The organism is Saccharopolyspora sp. NPDC047091, from assembly GCF_040643635.1.
In the GTDB taxonomy this organism is placed as follows: Bacteria; Actinomycetota; Actinomycetes; order Mycobacteriales; family Pseudonocardiaceae; genus Saccharopolyspora_C.
Map to the genome: position 1 here is coordinate 122,030 of NZ_JBEYUS010000006.1, position 17,444 is coordinate 139,473.

Here is a 17,444-nt window from a genome sequence, read left to right on the forward strand (position 1 = left end):
TGGGGAGTCGTACCGCGATGAGTCTCGAGATGCCCGACGAGGTCAAGTGGCTGCTGCCGATCGTCGTCGGACAGTCCTGGCCGGAAGGTGACGAGGACGCGCTGCGCCGCCTCGCGGACGCCTGGCGCGCCGCGGGTGACGGCGTCGGAGGCGTCACCACCGACGCGAACGGCGGCGCCACCCAGTCGCTCAGCGGCATGGAGGGCCAGACCCACGACGCGTTCGAGCAGCTGTGGCAGGACATCGGCAACGGCGGCGAGGCCGCGCTGCCGAAGATCCAGGAGGCGTGCGAGCAGCTCGCGCAAGGCTGCGACGACGCGGCGCTGGACGTGGAGCACACCAAGCTCACCATCATCGCCTCGCTGATCGCGCTGGCCATCCAGATCGCCGCGATGATCGCGAGCGCGGCGTTCAGCTTCGGCGCGTCCACCGCCGGCATCCCCATCGCCCAGGGCATCACCCGCACCGTGGTGATGCAGATCTTCAAGCAGCTGGTGCTGAGCATCGCCAAGAACGTCGCCATCGAGGTCGCCACCTCCGTCGCCATCGAGGCCGCGGTGCAGGGCGTCCAGATCGCCTCCGGCGAGCGCAAGGGCCTCGACGGCGGGAAGTTCAAGGACGCCGCCATCAGCGGTGCGATCAGCGGCACCGTCGGCGGCGTCTTCGAGGGCGTCGGCAACGTCGCCGCCCGCAAGGCCGCCGGAGCCGTCGGCGACGCCGCGGGGGACGCCGCCGGAACCGCGGCGGGAGCGGCCGGGCGGGCCGCCGGGGACGCCGCGGGCGATGCGGCGGGCAGCGCGGCGAGCGCCGCCGGACGGGCCGCGGGCGATGCGGCCGGCGCGGCCGGGGAGAGCGCCGCGAAGAGCGTCGGCGCCGAAGCCGTCAAGGGCGCGGCCACCGGTGCCGCGCAGGGCGCCATCGGCAGCGCCGCCGAACAGCTCATCACCGAAGGCGAGATCGACTGGAGCGACGTCGGCACCGGCGCCATGTCCGGCGGCGCGATGGGCGCGGGCATGGGCGCCGGGGGCGCGGCCCTGTCGAACCACTTCGACGCACCGGACGTGCCCGACACGAGCGGGGCCGGGGATTCCGGGGACGGCACGGGGGCTTCGTCGTCGAGCAGCTCGGCCTCGGGCGGCTCGGACGGGGGCGGTTCGGACGGGGGCGGCTCGGATCGGAGCGAATCCGGTTCCGGGACGGGCGACTCGGATTCGGCCGCGGACGGCGGTTCCGGCGGATCTCGTTCGTCCATCGAGGACATGCTGTCCGGTGATTCCGGTGCAGGCTCGGGAGATTCATCCGGGGCGGCGAGCAGCGGCTCGTCGGGAGGCTCGGATTCCGGGGCGTCCGGCGGCTCGGACTCGGGGGCGCGCGGGGACGGCGGGCAGTCTGGCTCCGGCGGCGGCGAACCGCGTTCCGGCGCGGACAGCGGGTCCGACGGCGGTTCCGCGCGGTCCGGGGACGCCGACGGCGGGTCCACGCGATCCGGCGATGCCGACAGCGGCTCGGCGCGCACCGCCGAATCCGACAGCGGGTCCACGCGCTCCACGGACACCGACACCGGGTCCACGCGCACCGGGGACACCGACAGCGGGTCCACTCGGTCCGGCGATACCGACGGCGGGTCCACGCGATCCGGCGAAGCCGACAGCGGGTCCGCGCGGTCCGCGGATTCCGATGCGAGCTCCGGCCGCGCCGCGGACTCCGGCAGTGGCGCGACGCGGGCCGCCGAGTCGGAGGGCGGGTCCACGCGCACCACCGAAGCCGAGGGTGGCGCGACGCGAGCCGCGGACTCCGACGGTGGCACCTCGCGCGGGCCGGACTCCGACGGCGGCCGCGCCCCGGGCTCGGACGGCGGTGCGACGCGATCCGGCGATGCCGACGGGAGCTCCGCGCGGTCCACCGACTCCGATGCGGGCGCGCAGCGCGCCGCTGCCGCGGACGGCGGCTCCACCCGATCTCCGGACGCCGACGGCGGTTCGGCGCGCACCTCCGACGCCGACGGGCCCGCCACCAGGTCCACCGGTTCTACTGGCGCGCACTCCGATGCCGACGGCGGTTCGACGCGTTCCGCGGACTCCGCAGGTTCGCCGCGCGGGGACGACGGCGGCTCGGCCCGCGCCGCCGCGCCGGACGGTTCCGGCGCGTCCGCGCGGGCGGACTCCGCCGGTTCGGGAGCGGGGAGTCCGAGCGGTTCCAGTGGTTCGGCGGACGCCGGGTCGCACGGCGACGGTGCGGGCTCGTCGAGCGCCGCAGGTGCCGGTGGCGGCCTGGGCGGTGGCGGTGCGGCTTCGCCCGGCGGTGGGGATTCCGCGCACCGCGGCCAGCCGGGGGGCAACGGCCCCGCAGGCACCGCCTCCGCGTCCAATGTGGACGCACCGGCTCGCCCGGCGGAACCGGCGGTCGCCCCCGCCGCGCCGGGCACGCCCGCTCGCGGTGATCAGGGCGGTGCCGCTGGCGGCGCGATGAGCGGCGCCCCGGCAGGCGGCGCTCCGGCTGGTGGCGCGTCCGCTGGGGGGAGCTCCGCCGGGTCCGGCGGGTCCCGTCCCGGCGCGGGCGGCGGCTGGACCGGAACGTCCGGCACTCCGGGGGCGGCGGGCCGCCCGATCGGTGGCGACTCGCCGAGGCCCGGCGGCCCGCGCGGCGAACGCGCACCGGCGGCCCGGGGAGCGGCGGAGGCACCGGCGGCGCCGCCGTCCGGCGGCAGGCACACCCGGTCGTCGGAGGTCCCCGACCAGCGCTCGGCAGCCGCACCGCACTCCCCGGCCCGCCCGGACGGGCCGCCGGTCCGATCGCATCCGGACGGCCCCGCGAACCCGGCACGACCGGACGGACCGCAGCGGGCGGACGGCCCGGCCGGCGAAGCCTCCGCCCGCCCTGGCGCACCGTCGGCGGGCGGCCCGCGGCACTCCGGCGATCCGCGGCACTGGGGCGACCCGGCCGCGCCGCCGAGGACTGACGGTCCGGCTGCGCCACCGAGGGCGGACGGCCCGGCGCACCGAACCGACTCACCCGCACCGCACCACTCCGGTGCCGCGGATTCCCACCGCACCGGTGGCACCACCGACACCGGTCCCGCGAACGGGCCGGACGCGTCGCCGCGCGCCGCGGACGGGCCGGAGACCCGCGGCCCGCACCGCCCCGACTCCCCGCCGTCGGCGCAGGACCGGCCGCACACCGGTAGCCCGGAGCGGCCGCGCGCGGACGGCCCCGACCCCACCCGCGCCGAAGGCGCCGCACGCCCGGACGGCCCTGCTCGCCCCGAGTCCCCGGCGCACGACGCCACCGAACCGCGCCCGGACCGCCCGCACGAGGCCCCCGAGCCGCACGACGGCCCGAACCGGCAGCACGACCCCGACCAGCGCCCGCACGACGCCGACTCGCCGCCCGACCGGGACGCCGAACCGGGCACTCCCGAACGGCAGCACCAGCTGGACCAGGCGGAGTCGACTCGCGAGCACACGCCCGGCGGCTCCTCCTACCACCACGACCCGGGCATGCGGGACCTCGCGCAGCGCGTCCCGGACGACGGCGTCCACCACACGGTGGACGTGCACGCGCTGCCGGACGGCCGGATCCGCGTCGGTGATCACGCGTTCAGCGCGCAGGAGTTCGCGGACGTCCTGCGCCGCGACCCGAACTGGGACGGAAAGCCGCTGCGCCTGCTGTCCTGCGACGCGGGTACCAGCGGCCTCGCCCGGGACTTGGCCCACGAGCTGGGCGTGCCCGTCACGGCTCCCCGCGGTCTCGCCTGGACGGACGGCAACGGCCGCGTCTTCGCCTCCGACCTGGGCCCCGACGGCCGCCCCGGCTGGCCCCCGAACGGCGGCTGGGACACCCACCACCCCGACGGCACCCACACCCCCGCCGGAACCGACGGCTTCCACCCCTCCCGGAACGGCGACGACCCCGGCCCGGCCCCGGACGACGCGGAGAGCCGGGGGCGCCGACGCTCCGGGAGCGACGACTTCCGCCAGCCGCCGCGGGGGGAGCCGGTGGAGTCCGAAACCCCCGGCACGGAAGCGAACAAGGCGCATCCGACCGCGAGGGACCGCGCTGAGCAGGACCCCGCGTACCGGAACCGCTACTACAACAGCCCCAATCCCGACGGGGTGTGCAATCGTCGGGTCAAGGGGATCGAGGACGGCGCAGGCGAGGCGGTGCCTCCACTGCACTACGCCGCCGACACCGACACGTACACGGTGCCCAGCAACTCGATCGACAACTTCGCGAGGTGGAGCGATCTCGGGCACCAGGAGCCCCGCCCCGGTGATGTGGCCCGGCACGCCGACCTGGTCGACCAGCGCCGCGCGCACCTCGACGGGCTACGAGACGCGAAGGCCGACGACGCGCAGTACGCGGCCCGGAAGGACGCCGACGGAACCGAGATCGCGCGCGACGAATCCCGCCAAGCGGAGGCGAGCGCCGAACAACTGCGGCAGGCGCACCACGCGGTCACCTTGACGGGAGAGGCCTTCGGCGAGTCGGCGGCTCGGGATTCCCTGGCCAACGATTACGGTGTTCCGCCTACGCGGGTGACGACTCTCCACGGTCCCGGAGTGTTCGACGTCATCGGCGAATTTCCCGATGGTCGAATCGTCGTCATCGAAGCGAAGGGCCCCAGCGCCGATTTGGGAGCTCGCAAGGACCTGGCGGGCGAGATGTCCCAGCAGGGGTCCCGGCCCTACTTCGAGACGATCGTGGATCGGATGCGAAAAGGCGCCGATGCCGACCAGCGCGGTATCGCCGCCGCGCTCGCCGACTCGCTGACCCTCGACGACCTCGAGCGCGGAACGCCGGGATTCGAGCCCAGCCTGGTCTACGACGAGGTTCGACCGACCGTCGATTCGGTCCCGGTCCTCGACGAGAACGGTTCTCCACAGCTCGATGCGCGTGGTAACCCGATCAGGCAAGACACGTACACCGGCTACAATCGGAGACGGTTCGATCTCTCCGCCGAAGACTGACCGTGCAGTGATGAAATGTGGCAGACCGACAAGGGGCCGGACATGAACCCGATGACCAGGCACGCCGAGCGCACCGCGGTGACCGACGAGATCCTCGCGGAACTGCCCGGGCAGCTCGAAGGGTTCCTGGCGAACGCGTCCGAACGCCCGACGTCGACGTACTACATCGCGAAGTACGCGCGGATGCAGATCGCCCATCGGTTGCTGGTCGACCCGGACGGCGCGGAACGCGCCACCTACGACAGCGTGCTCCTCGCCGCCCAAGCAGGTACCGGATTCTTCGCCGCCGCCAACAAAGAAGGCCGATTCCCTTGGACCCTCGGCGATGACGACCTCCTCCTCAAAGCGGTCGGCCCGACCAGGATCCACAGCGCAGCGGACTGGCTCGACGCACTCTGGACAGCGGTGATCTGCCGCGCCCAGCACCTCGTCGTCGAATTGTGCGCGACCCCCACCGACACTCTGCGCAACGCCGGCGGCCGCTTCGACGAATACATGTACGCCTGGGTCGACGCGCTCAAAGCGTTCTTCACCCGGGACGAGGATCTCTACCCCAGGATCAATCGGAGCATTGAGCTCACGGCCCCCGAAGAGCTCACCGGAGGAACTCCGCCCGACATCGTCCTCCACCGCTACTACCCGTCGATGAACCTCCTGTTCGACGTGGCCGGCCGCAACGCGGAACAATTCAACACCGACCTGCGCGAAGCCGTCGAGCTCCACCAGAGTTTCTGGTCCGCCGACGAAGAACGCGCGACCGACCCCGACGGATTCTGGGCACCCGGACCGACCGCGCTCGCCGCGCTCGCGCACGATTTCGGCATGCCCGTCGAGGTCCGATCCCCTTACCTCCCGCAGGACCTGATCAACGGCACTCGGATCAGCCCCTGACGAATTCCCGGTGGACGATCCAGGCGAACAGCGCAAGACCAGATGCCGCACGAAGAACGGAATGCTCCGAGTTCACGAGAACGACCCGCGCAGGCCCTGTCCACTACCGTGGGCAACCGTTCACCGGCGCGGAGGAGGAATTTTCGGAAGACGGCACACCGATGTGCTCCACCGAGCACGCCGAAGGCATCCAGGAAGGGTTCGTCCGTGATCGGTACCCGGACGGGAGCCTCGAATACGAACTGAACCGGTTCGCCGTGCGCCGCAGGGCGTTCCCGGAGGAGCGGATCCGAGAACGAACCGAACCCGGCCCCGTCTTCGCCGGACGCTGCCGGGGCGGCTGGATCAGCCCGCCGGCGAGAACGGATTCGAGCAGACGATGACGAACCTGGAACCGAGCAGCAGGCGCTGCTGGACGAGGTCACCGACATCGTCCTGCGTTCCGCATCGCAGGACTGGAGCCGCCTCGCCGTCGAGCACGAGGCGATCGGCCGGCACGTCCAGGTGGGCGCCGGGCGAAGGACTCGGCGGGCGAACCGGTCCGGTGGGCGCCTCCGGAGGAGGTGTGGAACCTGCTCCGGCGCCTCCGCGTCGGCATGCACCGGCCGCGCCTGGGCGCCTGGTTCTCCACGTTCTCCCGGTTGAGCCCGCCGGACGAGTTCGAGATCGTCCACGACCGCGACAACGCACCGCAGTGGCAGGACGAACCGCCGTTGCGCGCGTACACCGACGAGCAGGCCACGTTCCCCCGGGACGAGTCGAACGTCCCGGCGTGGTTCGCCGACGAGCTGCGCGCAGCGGACGAAGCGCGCTGATCCGCCCCGGCACTCGCGCGGAAGGGCCGAGCAGCGAGGAGGACCGCCGTGGGTGAGGTTCGCGTCGATGAGGACGACATCGAGATGGATCCGACCGGTCTGGTCCTGCACCGCGGTGAACCGTTCACCGGCGTCGTGGTGGAACGGTCCGCGGACGGCGAACTCGTCTCCACCCGCTCGTACTTCGCCGGATACCCCGACGGCCCCTACCGGGAATGGCGGTCCTCGGGACGGCTGCGGAAGGACGGCCGGATGCGGGATGGCCGGTCCGTCGGCAGCCAACGCGAGTGGCACGCGAACGGCCGCCTCGCCGAACGGCGCGAGTTCGACGCCGCCGGGAACCTCGTGCGCCACGAGCGGTGGGACCGCGGCGGAAACCTCGTCGTGGAGCCGACCGGGCGCCGGTGACCGGAGCGGGTGCGCTCAGGTGCCGCGGGCTTCGGCGCGGCCCAGCCGGTCGGCGGTCCTGGTGGTCTCCGGGAGCCGGTAGTGCGGGGTGAGGCGCAGGACCAGGTCGCAGGCCTCGTCGAGGGTGCAGCGGTGGCCGACCGAGACGAACACCGGCTTCACCGCGCGGCGGGTTCGCAGCGCGACGCCCACCGGTTCGTCGTCCAGCAGCAGCGGAGCTCGATCGCCGCGTTCCGGGCCGGGCGGGTCGTAGCGGCCCAGCGCGGTCTTGCCGACGCCGATGCTCGGCAGGCCGGTGAGCACCCCGAGGTGGCAGGCCAGCCCGAACCGCCGCGGGTGTGCGAGGCCCTGCCCGTCGCACACCAGCACGTCCGGATCGACCGCCAGCCCGGTCAGCGCGGCCAGCAGCGGCGGGGCCTCGCGGAAGGCGAACAGGCCGGGCACGTAGGGAAAGTCGACGCGGGTCCGCACCACTGAGCTGTCCACGACGGACAGATCCGCGAGGTCGAGCACCGTGACCGCGGCGATCACCTCGTCGTCGTCCGCGCCGTAGGCGACGTCCAGTCCGGCGGCCGTGCGGACCTCCGCGGGGAACCCGTCGAACCGCACCTGCGACCGGAGTCGTTCCTGCACGGCGACGGCCTCCGTCACCGACGACGGCCACTCGTGCCACTCCTGGACCTCGACCACGCCACCAGGTTAAGCGGCGGGTGTCGGCGGGTCAGGTACCTGTCCAGCACTCGTTGAGCCGCGCGACCGCCTCGCCCTCGGACATCCGCCGAGCCGCGCGGCTCACCGGAGGATGGCCTTGACCTCCAGGAATTCTTCGAGGCCGTGCCTGCCGAACTCGCGGCCGTTGCCGGACTGCTTGTAGCCGCCGAACGGGGCATTCGGGTCGAAGGCGCCACCGTTGACCGCGACCTGACCGGTGCGCAGCCGCCGTGCCACCGCCAGCGCCCGCTCGTCGGAGCCGAAGACCGCGCCGGACAGGCCGTACTCGGAGTCGTTGGCGATCGCGATCGCCTCCTCCTCGTCCCGGTACGGCAGGATCGACAGCACCGGGCCGAAGATCTCCTCGCGGGCGATCGTCATGTCCGGGGTGACCCCGGTGAACACGGTGGGGCGCACGAAGTAGCCGGTGTCCAGCCCGTCCGGTGCGTCCGGGCCGCCGACGGCCACCGAGGCGCCCTCGGCGATGCCCTTTCGGATGTAGTCGACGACGCGGTCGCGCTGCACGTCCGAGACCATCGGCCCGATGCGGGTCCCCTCGTCCGCGGGGTCGCCGACGGTGTACTTGCCGACCGCGCCGACGGCGAGCTCCACCGCCTCGGCGTAGCGGGATTCGGGCACCAGCATCCGGCTCAGCGCGTTGCAGCTCTGGCCGCCGTTCGGGAAGCAGCCCGCGACGCCCAGCTTCACCGCCTTCGCGAGGTCCGCGTCGTCGAGGACCACGTTCGCCGACTTGCCGCCGAGCTCCAGCGCGACCCGCTTCACCGTCTGCGCCGCCACTTCCGAGACGCGGCGACCGGCGCGGGTGGATCCGGTGAACGACACCATGTCCACGTCGCGGTGCGCGGCCAGCGCCTCCCCCACCACCGGGCCGGTGCCGTGCACCAGGTTGAACACCCCGGCGGGCAGCCCGGCCTCCGCGACGACCTCCGCGAAGATCGCGGCGGTGAGCGGGGCGACCTCGCTGGGCTTGAGCACCACCGTGCAGCCCGCGGCCAGCGCCGGGGCGGCCTTCGCCACCACCTGGTGCAGCGGGTAGTTCCACGGCGTGATCGCCGCGACCACCCCGATCGGCTCGCGCACGATCAGCGAACCGCCCGATTCCTCGGTCCACTCGTAGCCCCGGTCGAGCAGGTCGGCGATGCCGCGCGAGGTCGCCACCGGCACGCTCGCGTGCACCTGGGTGGCGAAGGTGATCGGCGACCCCATCTCGGCGGTGACGGTCGCGGCGATCTCGTCGCGGCGGCGCGCGATGCCCTCCGAGATGCGGCGCACCGCGGCGGAACGCTCCTCGACGGGGCGCGCGGCCCAGTCGTCGAAAGCGGCGCGGGCCGCGGCGACCGCCGCGTCCACTTCCCGAGCCGTTCCGGCGGGAACCGAACCGATCACCTGCTCGGTGGCCGGGTTGACCACCTCGATCCGCTCCCCGGTGCCGGCGACGTAGTCGCCACCGATCACGTGGTCGGTCCGGCTGGTCGTGGGCGCCGCCATGAGTTCCTCCGGGAGATCGATGATCGGGCTTCCACCGAGCCTGGCACACCCCGGAACGCGAGCGCACCATCCGAAGATCGGAACTTTCGGGCGCGCGGCGAGCAGGAACGCCGGTTCAGGGCAGCCGGTTCAGGGCAGCCGCTGCAGGAACGCGGCCACTGCCGCGCCGAACTCGGCGGGCAGTTCGACCGGCGGCGTGTGCCCGCACTCCAGCAGCACGGGTTCCGGTGCGTCGAGCGCACGCGCCAGCTCACGCGCATGCCCCGGGGTGCGCGCGGTGTCGAAGCGGCCGTGCACCACGAGCGCGGGCAGTCCGGCCAGCTCGCCGAGCCGCGGGAGCAGGTCGGTGTCGCGCTGGCTGCGCAGCACCGCCAGCACCGCCTCCCGGTCGAGCCCGGCCGGGTAGGCGTCGAGGAGTTCGGCGACGGCCGCGGGTGGCGGCAGGTGCACCGAGCGGCGCGCCACCGCCCGCCACAGCTCGGGTCCCCAGTTCCGCGCGACGCGGTCGATGATCGCGTCCACGTCGCCGTGGCCGCGCATGTTCGCGCCGCTGTCGCAGCAGAGCACGCCGCGCACCGCCGGAGCGTGCGACGCCCGGTCGTGCAGCGCGGCGCACAGCGCGATCACCGCACCGGTCGAGTGCCCCAGCAGCACCACCGGCCCGTGCTCCGCGGCCGTTTCCGCGACCCGTTCCCCGAGCCGCGCCACCTCGTGCGGCCCGGGCCATTCGAGCCACGGCGCGACGAGCACGTCGGTGCCGGTCGCCGCCGCCAGCCCGTCGAAGATCACCGGATCGCACATCGTGCCCGGCAGGCACAGCAGCGCCGGAGCACCGGGCGTCCGCGCGCCCGACCGCGTGATCACCACCTCGGCGCCCACCGCGACACCCCCACCGACCCGAACACCACCGAAGCCGGGACGCTACAGCCGCGATCCCCGTCCTGTCAGCGGCGAAACCGCTGCGGCGACGACCAGCGCACCCGCGGGTTCGCAGCGGCCGCCTCGCGAGGACGGCGATGTCTCCGGTGGCGCGAAGCCACCGGAGACGTCGAACCCGCGGCGAGCTGACCGCCGAGGTTCCGCGACCGGACCGCCGGGGACCGCAGCCGGAGCTCAGTCGAAGCGCGGGGATTCGGTTCGAGTTCGCTTGAGCTCGAAGAAGTACGGATATCCGGCCAGCGTGCGCGCCGCGTCGAACAGTTCGCCCGCCTGCTCCCCGCGGGGGATGCGGGTGGTGATCGGTCCGAAGAACGCCACCCCGTCCACGTGGATGGTGGGGGTTCCCACCTCGTCGCCCACCGGGTCCATCCCGGCGTGGTGGCTGGCGCGCAGCTTCTCGTCGTAGTCGGTGACCTGCGCGGCACCGGCCAGCGACGCGGGCAGCCCGACCTCGTCCAGCGCGGCCGCGATCACCTGCTCGAAGTTCTTGTTCCCCTCGTCGTGGATGCGGCGGCCCAGCGCGGTGTACAGCGGGCTCAGCACCTCCTCGCCGTGCTGCTCGGCGGCGGCGATCGCGACCCGGACCGGGCCCCACGCCCGCTTCATCAGGTCCTGGTAGTCCGCGGCGAGGCCGTCCCGCCCTTCGTTCAGCACCGACAGGCTCATCACCCGGAAGTGCAGGTCGATGTCGCGAACCTGGGCGACCTCCAGCATCCAGCGGGATGAGACCCAAGCGAAGGGGCAGGCCGGGTCGAAGTAGAAGTCGACCTTCGGACGCTCGGTGCTCATGGACAACCCTCCACAGTGCTCCGTACCCGGCACGCACGTCGGCCGGCGCGGGCGGTCACCCGCTCCCGGTACAACCCGGCGCCGTCCGCGAGTCTTCCCGTTCGGCCCGATCGAGTGGGGAATGTGCCGGTATTCCCGGATGAACGGCCCGGATACCGCGAATTCCCCGGGATTTCCGGGCACGGCCGACACGCCCGGCGGCGATGATCAGGCGTCGGGCGGGACGGCCGCGCCGCGGCGTGATTGGATTTCCAGCGCCCCGCACCGGCGCGGATCGTCCGGTGCGCCATCCCAACGAACAACGAGGTGATCCGTGGCTCCGCCGAACCTCACCCAGGACCAGGCTGAACAGCGCGCCGCGCTGCTCGACGTCGAGTCCTACGTGATCGAACTGGACCTCTCCGACGGCGCGAACGGGCCGGACGTGCGGACCTTCGGTTCCACCACGACGGTGCGGTTCCGCAGCACCCGGCCCGGCGAGTCCACCTGGATCGATCTGATGGCCGCGCAGGTGCACGGGGCGACGCTCAACGGCGTCGAGCTCGACGTGTCCGGCTACGCCGAGGACATCGGGCTCGCGCTGCCGGAGCTCGCCGCGGACAACGAGCTCGTGGTGCGCGCCGACCTCTCCTACACGAACACCGGCGAGGGCCTGCACCGCTTCATCGACCCGGTCGACGGCGGCGTCTACCTCTACAGCCAGTTCGAGACGGCCGACGCGAAGCGGATGTTCACCTGCTTCGACCAGCCCGACCTCAAGGCCACCTACCGGATCACGGTGCACGCGCCCGCGTCCTGGAAGGTCATCTCCAACGCACCCGCCGAGGTCACCGGCACCGGCGACACCCGAACCCACGCGTTCGAGACCACCCGGCGGATGTCGACCTACCTGGTGGCGCTCGTCGCGGGCCCCTACGCGGAGTGGCGCGACGAGTTCCCCGGCGAAGACGGCCAGGACCCGATCCCGCTGGGCCTGTACTGCCGCGCGTCCCTCGCCGAGCACCTCGACGTGGAGCGGCTGTTCACCGAGACCAAGCAGGGCTTCGCCTTCTACCACAAGGCGTTCGGCGTCCCCTACCCGTTCGGCAAGTACGACCAGTGCTTCGTGCCCGAGTTCAACGCGGGCGCCATGGAGAACGCGGGCTGCGTCACCTTCCTGGAGGACTTCGTCTTCCGGTCGAAGGTCACCGGCTACCTCTACGAGCGCCGCGCCGAGACCGTGCTGCACGAGATGGCGCACATGTGGTTCGGCGACCTCGTCACCATGCGCTGGTGGGACGACCTGTGGCTCAACGAGTCCTTCGCCACCTGGGCAAGCGTGCTCGCGCAGGTCGGCGGCACGCAGTACACGAGCGCCTGGACCACCTTCGCCAGCGTCGAGAAGTCCTGGGCGTACCGGCAGGACCAGCTGCCCTCCACGCACCCGGTGGCGGCCGACATCCCCGACCTGCAGGCGGTGGAGGTCAACTTCGACGGCATCACCTACGCCAAGGGCGCCTCGGTGCTCAAGCAGCTCGTCGCCTACGTGGGGCTGGAGAACTTCCTCGCCGGGCTGCGCGTCTACTTCGAGCGGCACGCGTGGGGCAACGCCACCCTCAACGACCTGCTGCTCGCCCTGGAGGAGGCGTCCGGGCGCGACCTGTCCTGGTGGAGCGCGCAGTGGCTGCAGACCACCGGGCTGAACATGCTGCGCCCGCGGTTCAGCACCGACGACGAGGGCCGGTTCACCGAGTTCACCGTCGTGCAGAACGGCGCCCGTCCCGGCGCCGGTGAGCACCGCACCCACCGGCTCGCGATCGGCGTCTACGACGACGACCCGGCGACCGGGCGACTCGTGCGCACCCACCGGGTGGAGCTCGACGTCAGCGGCGAGCGCACCGCGGTGCCGGACCTGGTGGGCGTGCACCGCGGCAAGCTGGTGCTGGTCAACGACGACGACCTCACCTACTGCACGATGCGGCTCGACCCCGAGTCGCTGGCCACGCTCATCGACCGCATCGGCGACATCGAGCAGTCGCTGCCGCGGGCGCTGTGCTGGTCCACCGCCTGGGAGATGACCCGGGAGGCGGAGCTCAAGGCGCGCGACTTCGTCAGCCTCGTGCTGGGCCGCTCCGCCGACTCCGGCATCGGCGCGGAGAGCGAGATCGGCGTGGTGCAGCGGGTGCTGCTGCAGACCCAGACCGCGCTGGCCTCCTACGCCGACGCGGACTGGCAGCCGGAGGGCTGGAACCGGTTCTCCACCCGGATGCTCGAGCTGGCGCAGACCGCCGAGCCGGGTTCGGACCACCAGCTGGCGTTCGTGAACACGCTGGCCTCCTCGGTGCTGGGCGAGCCGCACCTGGCGGCGGTGCGCGGCTGGCTGGACGGCACGGCGCCGCTGCCGGGGCTCGCCGTCGACACCGACCTGCGCTGGCTGCTGCTACAGGCGCTCGTCGCGCACGGTGCGGCCGCGGAAGCCGAGATCGACGCCGAGCTGGACCAGGACCGGACCGCCACCGGCCGCCGCAAGGCCGAGCGGGCGCGGTCGCTGATCCCCACCCCCGAGTCCAAGGAACGCGCCTGGCAGCGCGCCGTGCACGACGACGAACTGCCGAACGCGGTCAGCGACGCGATCATCGCCGGGTTCCAGCACCCGGGTCAGCGCGAGCTGCTGGCTTCGTACGTGGAGCGCTACTTCGCCGAGATCGACGAGGTGTGGCAGCGGCGATCCAGCGAACGCGCGCAGCCCACCGTCATCGGGCTGTTCCCGTCGTGGGCGGTGCGGCAGAGCACCGTCGACGCCGCCGACGCCTGGCTCGCCGGGGAGCGGCCCGCGGCGCTGCGGCGGCTGGTCACCGAGGGGCGCGCCGGGATCGTGCGGGCGCTGGCCGCGCGCGAGTTCGACCGCTCGTAACGGGCATGCGAACGGGGGCGGACCTGGTCGGGTCTGCCCCCGTTCCGCGTTCCGGGTCGGGTCGGCGCCGAGCTGTTCGGCCGACGCCGGGTGTTCCGGTCAGCGGCGGTTCCCCGCCGCGTCGGCGAGCATCCGCAGCGCGCTGAGCAGGCCCTCGATCAGCTCGCCCTCCTTGAAGGAGGCGACCATCGTCATCAGCGCCAGCTGGCAGCTGCGGTCCTGGATCCGGCGCTTCGACTCCTCGCCGGTCACGATCTCCACGACCCGCTGCTGCGGGGACACGGCCAGCAGCACCCCGTCGGCGGCGCGCGCCCCGAGGTTGGCGTGCAGCTCGCCCGCGGTCTCGCGGGTCTCCTCGCCGAGATCGCCCAGGTAGACGGCGAACTCCAGCCCCGTGCTGCGGCTGGCGAGGGTGAGCGCCTCGTCGAGCCGGGAGAGCTGGCCGGTGCTGAACGGCAGGTGCGGCCCTTCCGGGCGGATGCGCCGGGCGATGGACAGCCGCCCGGTCGCGGTCACCGCTTCGCCGGGCGCCAGGTCCTGGTCGCCGCCGGAACGGTCTTCGCCGGTGATCTCACCAGTGGCCACGTGCGCCTCCCCGGTCGGTGCTGTGCGCGTGCGCGGCTGCGGCGGACGCCGTCTCCGCCGAGTCCTGGTCGCCCGGCGGCGCGGTGCTCACGCGCGCCGGATCGGCCACCCAGAGCACCGGGGCGAACTGCCAGTCCTGCCCTGCGCGGTATCGGGAACGGGTCAGCTTCGAGCGGAGGGTGATCAGCGCGACCAGGAGGAACACGGCCGCAGGGATCACCGCCAGCACGAGGAAGGTCTCAACCGCAGTCACGCTGAGCACGGTAGCCGATCACGTGCCCGCGTGGGACGAGGCCACGGCGCTGCCGTGTCCCCGCCGGCGGGGACCCGCGCCCCGGGAGTCCGCCTCGTGGACGCCCCGCGATTCCGGTGGACGACCGCGGAACGCTTTTCCCCGGCCGCGGAACGGGAAGCGCAACACCTCTTCCCCACCTGGGAGAACGGCAATTCCGCCGGGTCCGACCGGTGCGGAATCGGCTGCCGGAATCGGTGTCCGGACTTCGCCGGTCCGCCTTCCTCCGGGAGAACGCGAGTTCAATTTCCGGTGAAACCACCATGCGTCCGAACGAGTGATCCGAGGCCGTTCTTGACACGAACGCGGTTTCATGCGAGGAGGCTGCCCCTCGGGCCTGTTCCGCTCCCGCGGTCACTCCCGGTGTCGAAAACCGGCGCCGAACAGGCGATTCGCCCCCTGGATCGGGCTCCTAGCACCACCCCGAGCGCTTCCGGCGGCTCCCGCGACCGCCGACGCCGGCCGGAGCGGCCGCGCACGAGGCCTGGACACACCAGGTAGGCAGCGCAGGTCGATTCCGTGACCGCACGTGACCATCCCGGCCCTGAGCAGGACGAGGGCTACCGAAAGTCACTAGTCAAGCGTGTCACGCCTCACGTAATGTAACTCTTTTAGAGTAATCGCCGCCGCCGAATGGAGCCCATCCAGAAGGTCGCAGCGGGCGGCGAGTTGGCGGCTTGTTTGAACGCTTCCGCGCTTCTAGTTTTTCACCTGTATGGGTCTTGCATATTTGATCACTAGCCCCATGAACAGTCCATTCGCCTGCGGGAGGCACACAATGTCGTCGATCAACACCACCGCTCAGCGTAATCTTGGCACCTTTTTCCAGAACGCGCAGCCCCTTGTCGAACACGTTCCGCACACGGCTTCCGGCGTCCGGATCAGCGGGACCGATCGCGGGGTGCGGATCAGCGGCGAGAACAGCGGCGTGCGGATCAGCTCGCAGGCCGGAGTCCGCATCAGCGGCGCTCATCGGGGCGTCCGGATCAGCTCGGCCGACCGCGGCGTCCGCATCAGCGGGACGGAGCGCGGGGTGCGGATCAGCGGGGACGACCGAGGTGTCCGGATCACTGGCGCTGACCGCGGGGTGCGGATCTCCGGCCACGACCACGACCACGACCGCGGGGTGCGCATCAGCGGCCAGGACCGCGGCGTCCGCATCAGCGGGCACGAACGTGGCGTCCGCATCAGCTCGGCCGACCGCGGCGTCCGCACCAGCGGGACGGAGCGCGGCGTCCGCATCAGTTCACGGGCAGGGGTCCGCATCAGCGGCGAGGACCGCGGCGTCCGGATCAGCGGGCAGCACGGCGTGCGCATCAGCTCGATGGACCGGGGCGTGCGGATCAGCTCGAGCTGCGGGGTCCGGATCAGCTCGCGAGCGGGAGTGCGGATCAGCGGCGAAGACCGAGGTGTGCGGATCAGCTCGCGGTCCGGGGTCCGGATCAGCTCGCTGCGGCGCGGAGTCCGCATCAGCGGCCGGGCGGGTGTGCGGATCAGCGGGCAGGACCGCGGGGTGCGCATCAGCGGCACCGAACGCGGCGTGCGGATCAGCTCGCAGGCAGGGGTCCGCATCAGCGGGCAGGACCGCGGGGTGCGGATCAGCTCGCGGGCAGGCGTCCGGATCAGCTCGGCCGATCGCGGGGTACGCATCAGCTGCACCGACCGCGGCGTCCGCATCAGCAGTCAGGACCGCGGCGTGCGCATCAGCTCGGCGGACCGCGGCGTTCGCATCAGCGGACAGGACCGCGGGGTGCGGATCAGCTCGGCGGACCGCGGGGTGCGCATCAGCGGCCGGAGCTCCGGTCAGCTCGTCGCGGCGGCCTGACGTGCGCGCAGCGCGGTCACGCCGCCGACTCCCCCAGGTACGGCAGCCACAGCGGGTCGGTCTCGGACAGCCCGGCGATCAGCCGCCAGTGCCTGCCGCGCGGAGCGTGCGGGGCCACCGGCAGCTGCCAGCCGAGTTCGCTGAGCGTCTTGTCCGCCTTCCGGTGGTTGCACCGGGTGCAGCAGGCGACGCAGTTCTCCCACTCGTGCGGCCCGCCCCGGCTGCGCGGCACCACGTGATCGATCGTTTCGGCCCGTCCCCCGCAGTACACGCAGCGATGCCCGTCGCGGTGCATCAGCGCGGAGCGGGTGAGCGGGACGCGTCCCCGGTACGGGACGCGGACGAAGCTGCTGAGCCGGATCACCGACGGCACCTGGTGGCTGCTGGTGGCGGAGTGCAGCACCAGCCCTGCCGAGTCGCCGTGCACGACCTCCGCCTTGCCGCAGACCAGCAGCACGATCGCTCTGCGCAGCGGAAGCGCGGTCAGCGGTTCGAAGGTCGTGTTCAGCAGCAGCACCCGCCGCTTGCGCCAGGCGGGTGCGAGAGCTCCCGACTGCCCGCCGGGCGGCGCGTGGCACAGCGTCGCCCGAGGCGCGAGCCCTGCGGCCGCGCCTGTCGGAGTCGGTATTCGGTCGTGCACGCGACCACCTCCACCGGTTGGCAAGGACCAGTCGACCACAATCGACACCCCGAACGCACGTGTGATTCACCACGTGCTAGCCACCGGATCCACGGGTCGAGCCCGAGGTCGCGGCGGGCCTGAGCGATCTCCGCGGTCCGACCGGCACCACTGCGCCGATCGTATGGGCTCCGGTGTTGA

14 protein-coding genes are annotated in these 17,444 nt (G+C 72.7%); 6 read left to right on the top strand and 8 right to left on the bottom strand.

The features are described from left to right. Window positions 1-17 precede the first annotated feature (17 nt). Together ABZ805_RS05270 and ABZ805_RS05275 are read left to right on the top strand one after the other, a co-directional pair. Window positions 18-4,967, top strand: a complete 4,950-nt coding sequence (locus tag ABZ805_RS05270) for a hypothetical protein (RefSeq protein WP_358434650.1) — start codon at window positions 18-20, stop codon at window positions 4,965-4,967. 15 nt (window positions 4,968-4,982) lie between these two features. Then, a complete protein-coding gene (locus ABZ805_RS05275; protein ID WP_358434652.1) occupies window positions 4,983-5,858 on the top strand; it encodes an immunity 49 family protein in 876 nt (291 codons plus the stop codon). Window positions 5,859-6,203: 345 nt separating this feature from the next. Here the strand turns inward: ABZ805_RS05275 and ABZ805_RS05280 are convergent, their stop codons facing one another. Then, the gene (locus tag ABZ805_RS05280; RefSeq protein ID WP_358434655.1) at window positions 6,204-6,338 is read right to left on the bottom strand and encodes a hypothetical protein; all 135 of its coding nucleotides are present in this window, start codon (window positions 6,336-6,338) and stop codon (window positions 6,204-6,206) included. 83 nt (window positions 6,339-6,421) lie between these two features. On the opposite strand from ABZ805_RS05280, the gene ABZ805_RS05285 reads away from it, so the two are divergent. Further along, a complete protein-coding gene (locus ABZ805_RS05285) occupies window positions 6,422-6,673 on the top strand; it encodes a hypothetical protein (RefSeq protein ID WP_358434658.1) in 252 nt (83 codons plus the stop codon). 48 nt (window positions 6,674-6,721) lie between these two features. Beyond that, on the top strand, window positions 6,722-7,081 hold the full coding sequence (locus ABZ805_RS05290) for a hypothetical protein (protein WP_358434661.1): 360 nt from the start codon (window positions 6,722-6,724) through the stop codon (window positions 7,079-7,081). A 15-nt stretch (window positions 7,082-7,096) separates the two neighbouring features. On the opposite strand, the gene ABZ805_RS05295 is transcribed toward ABZ805_RS05290, so the two are convergent. From ABZ805_RS05295 to ABZ805_RS05310, 4 genes are all read right to left on the bottom strand, one after another. Then, entirely contained in the window at window positions 7,097-7,771 is a 675-nt protein-coding gene (locus ABZ805_RS05295) for an endonuclease V (protein WP_358434664.1), read from the bottom strand. Between the two features lie 102 nt (window positions 7,772-7,873). After that, window positions 7,874-9,301 (bottom strand): aldehyde dehydrogenase family protein, encoded by a 1,428-nt coding sequence (locus ABZ805_RS05300; RefSeq protein WP_358434667.1) that lies wholly within the window; start codon window positions 9,299-9,301, stop codon window positions 7,874-7,876. A 129-nt stretch (window positions 9,302-9,430) separates the two neighbouring features. Beyond that, window positions 9,431-10,180 carry an alpha/beta hydrolase gene (locus ABZ805_RS05305; RefSeq protein WP_358434669.1) on the bottom strand — a complete coding sequence of 250 codons (750 nt, stop codon included), beginning with the start codon at window positions 10,178-10,180 and terminating at the stop codon, window positions 9,431-9,433. Window positions 10,181-10,414: 234 nt separating this feature from the next. Beyond that, window positions 10,415-11,029, bottom strand: coding sequence for a DsbA family protein (locus ABZ805_RS05310; RefSeq protein ID WP_358434672.1), 615 nt, complete (start codon window positions 11,027-11,029; stop codon window positions 10,415-10,417). Window positions 11,030-11,342: 313 nt separating this feature from the next. Between ABZ805_RS05310 and pepN the strand changes: the two genes are divergently transcribed. Further along, entirely contained in the window at window positions 11,343-13,922 is a 2,580-nt protein-coding gene (pepN, locus tag ABZ805_RS05315) for an aminopeptidase N (protein ID WP_358434675.1), read from the top strand. A gap of 99 nt (window positions 13,923-14,021) precedes the next feature. Here pepN and ABZ805_RS05320 read toward each other — a convergent pair whose 3' ends face one another. Next, a complete protein-coding gene (locus ABZ805_RS05320) occupies window positions 14,022-14,507 on the bottom strand; it encodes a DUF5130 family protein (protein WP_358434678.1) in 486 nt (161 codons plus the stop codon). Beyond that, complete coding sequence (locus ABZ805_RS05325) at window positions 14,494-14,760, bottom strand: hypothetical protein (RefSeq protein WP_358434681.1); 267 nt, start codon at window positions 14,758-14,760, stop codon at window positions 14,494-14,496. The genes ABZ805_RS05320 and ABZ805_RS05325 overlap by 14 nt, the downstream gene beginning before the upstream one ends. Window positions 14,761-15,700: 940 nt before the next feature. Here ABZ805_RS05325 and ABZ805_RS05330 point away from each other — a divergent pair. Beyond that, a complete protein-coding gene (locus ABZ805_RS05330) occupies window positions 15,701-16,624 on the top strand; it encodes a hypothetical protein (RefSeq protein ID WP_358434683.1) in 924 nt (307 codons plus the stop codon). Window positions 16,625-16,640: 16 nt separating this feature from the next. Here the strand turns inward: ABZ805_RS05330 and ABZ805_RS05335 are convergent, their stop codons facing one another. Further along, window positions 16,641-17,204 (bottom strand): HNH endonuclease, encoded by a 564-nt coding sequence (locus ABZ805_RS05335; RefSeq protein WP_358434750.1) that lies wholly within the window; start codon window positions 17,202-17,204, stop codon window positions 16,641-16,643. Between the last annotated feature and the right edge of the window lie 240 nt (window positions 17,205-17,444).

Excerpts from the sequence above, each read along its gene's own strand:
- ABZ805_RS05300 (WP_358434667.1), bottom strand. The coding sequence starts at position 9,301 with ATGGCGGCGCCCACGACCAGCCGGACCGACCACGTGATCGGTGGCGAC.
- ABZ805_RS05310 (WP_358434672.1), bottom strand. The coding sequence starts at position 11,029 with ATGAGCACCGAGCGTCCGAAGGTCGACTTCTACTTCGACCCGGCCTGC.
- ABZ805_RS05270 (WP_358434650.1), top strand. The coding sequence starts at position 18 with ATGAGTCTCGAGATGCCCGACGAGGTCAAGTGGCTGCTGCCGATCGTC.
- ABZ805_RS05275 (WP_358434652.1), top strand. The coding sequence starts at position 4,983 with ATGTGGCAGACCGACAAGGGGCCGGACATGAACCCGATGACCAGGCAC.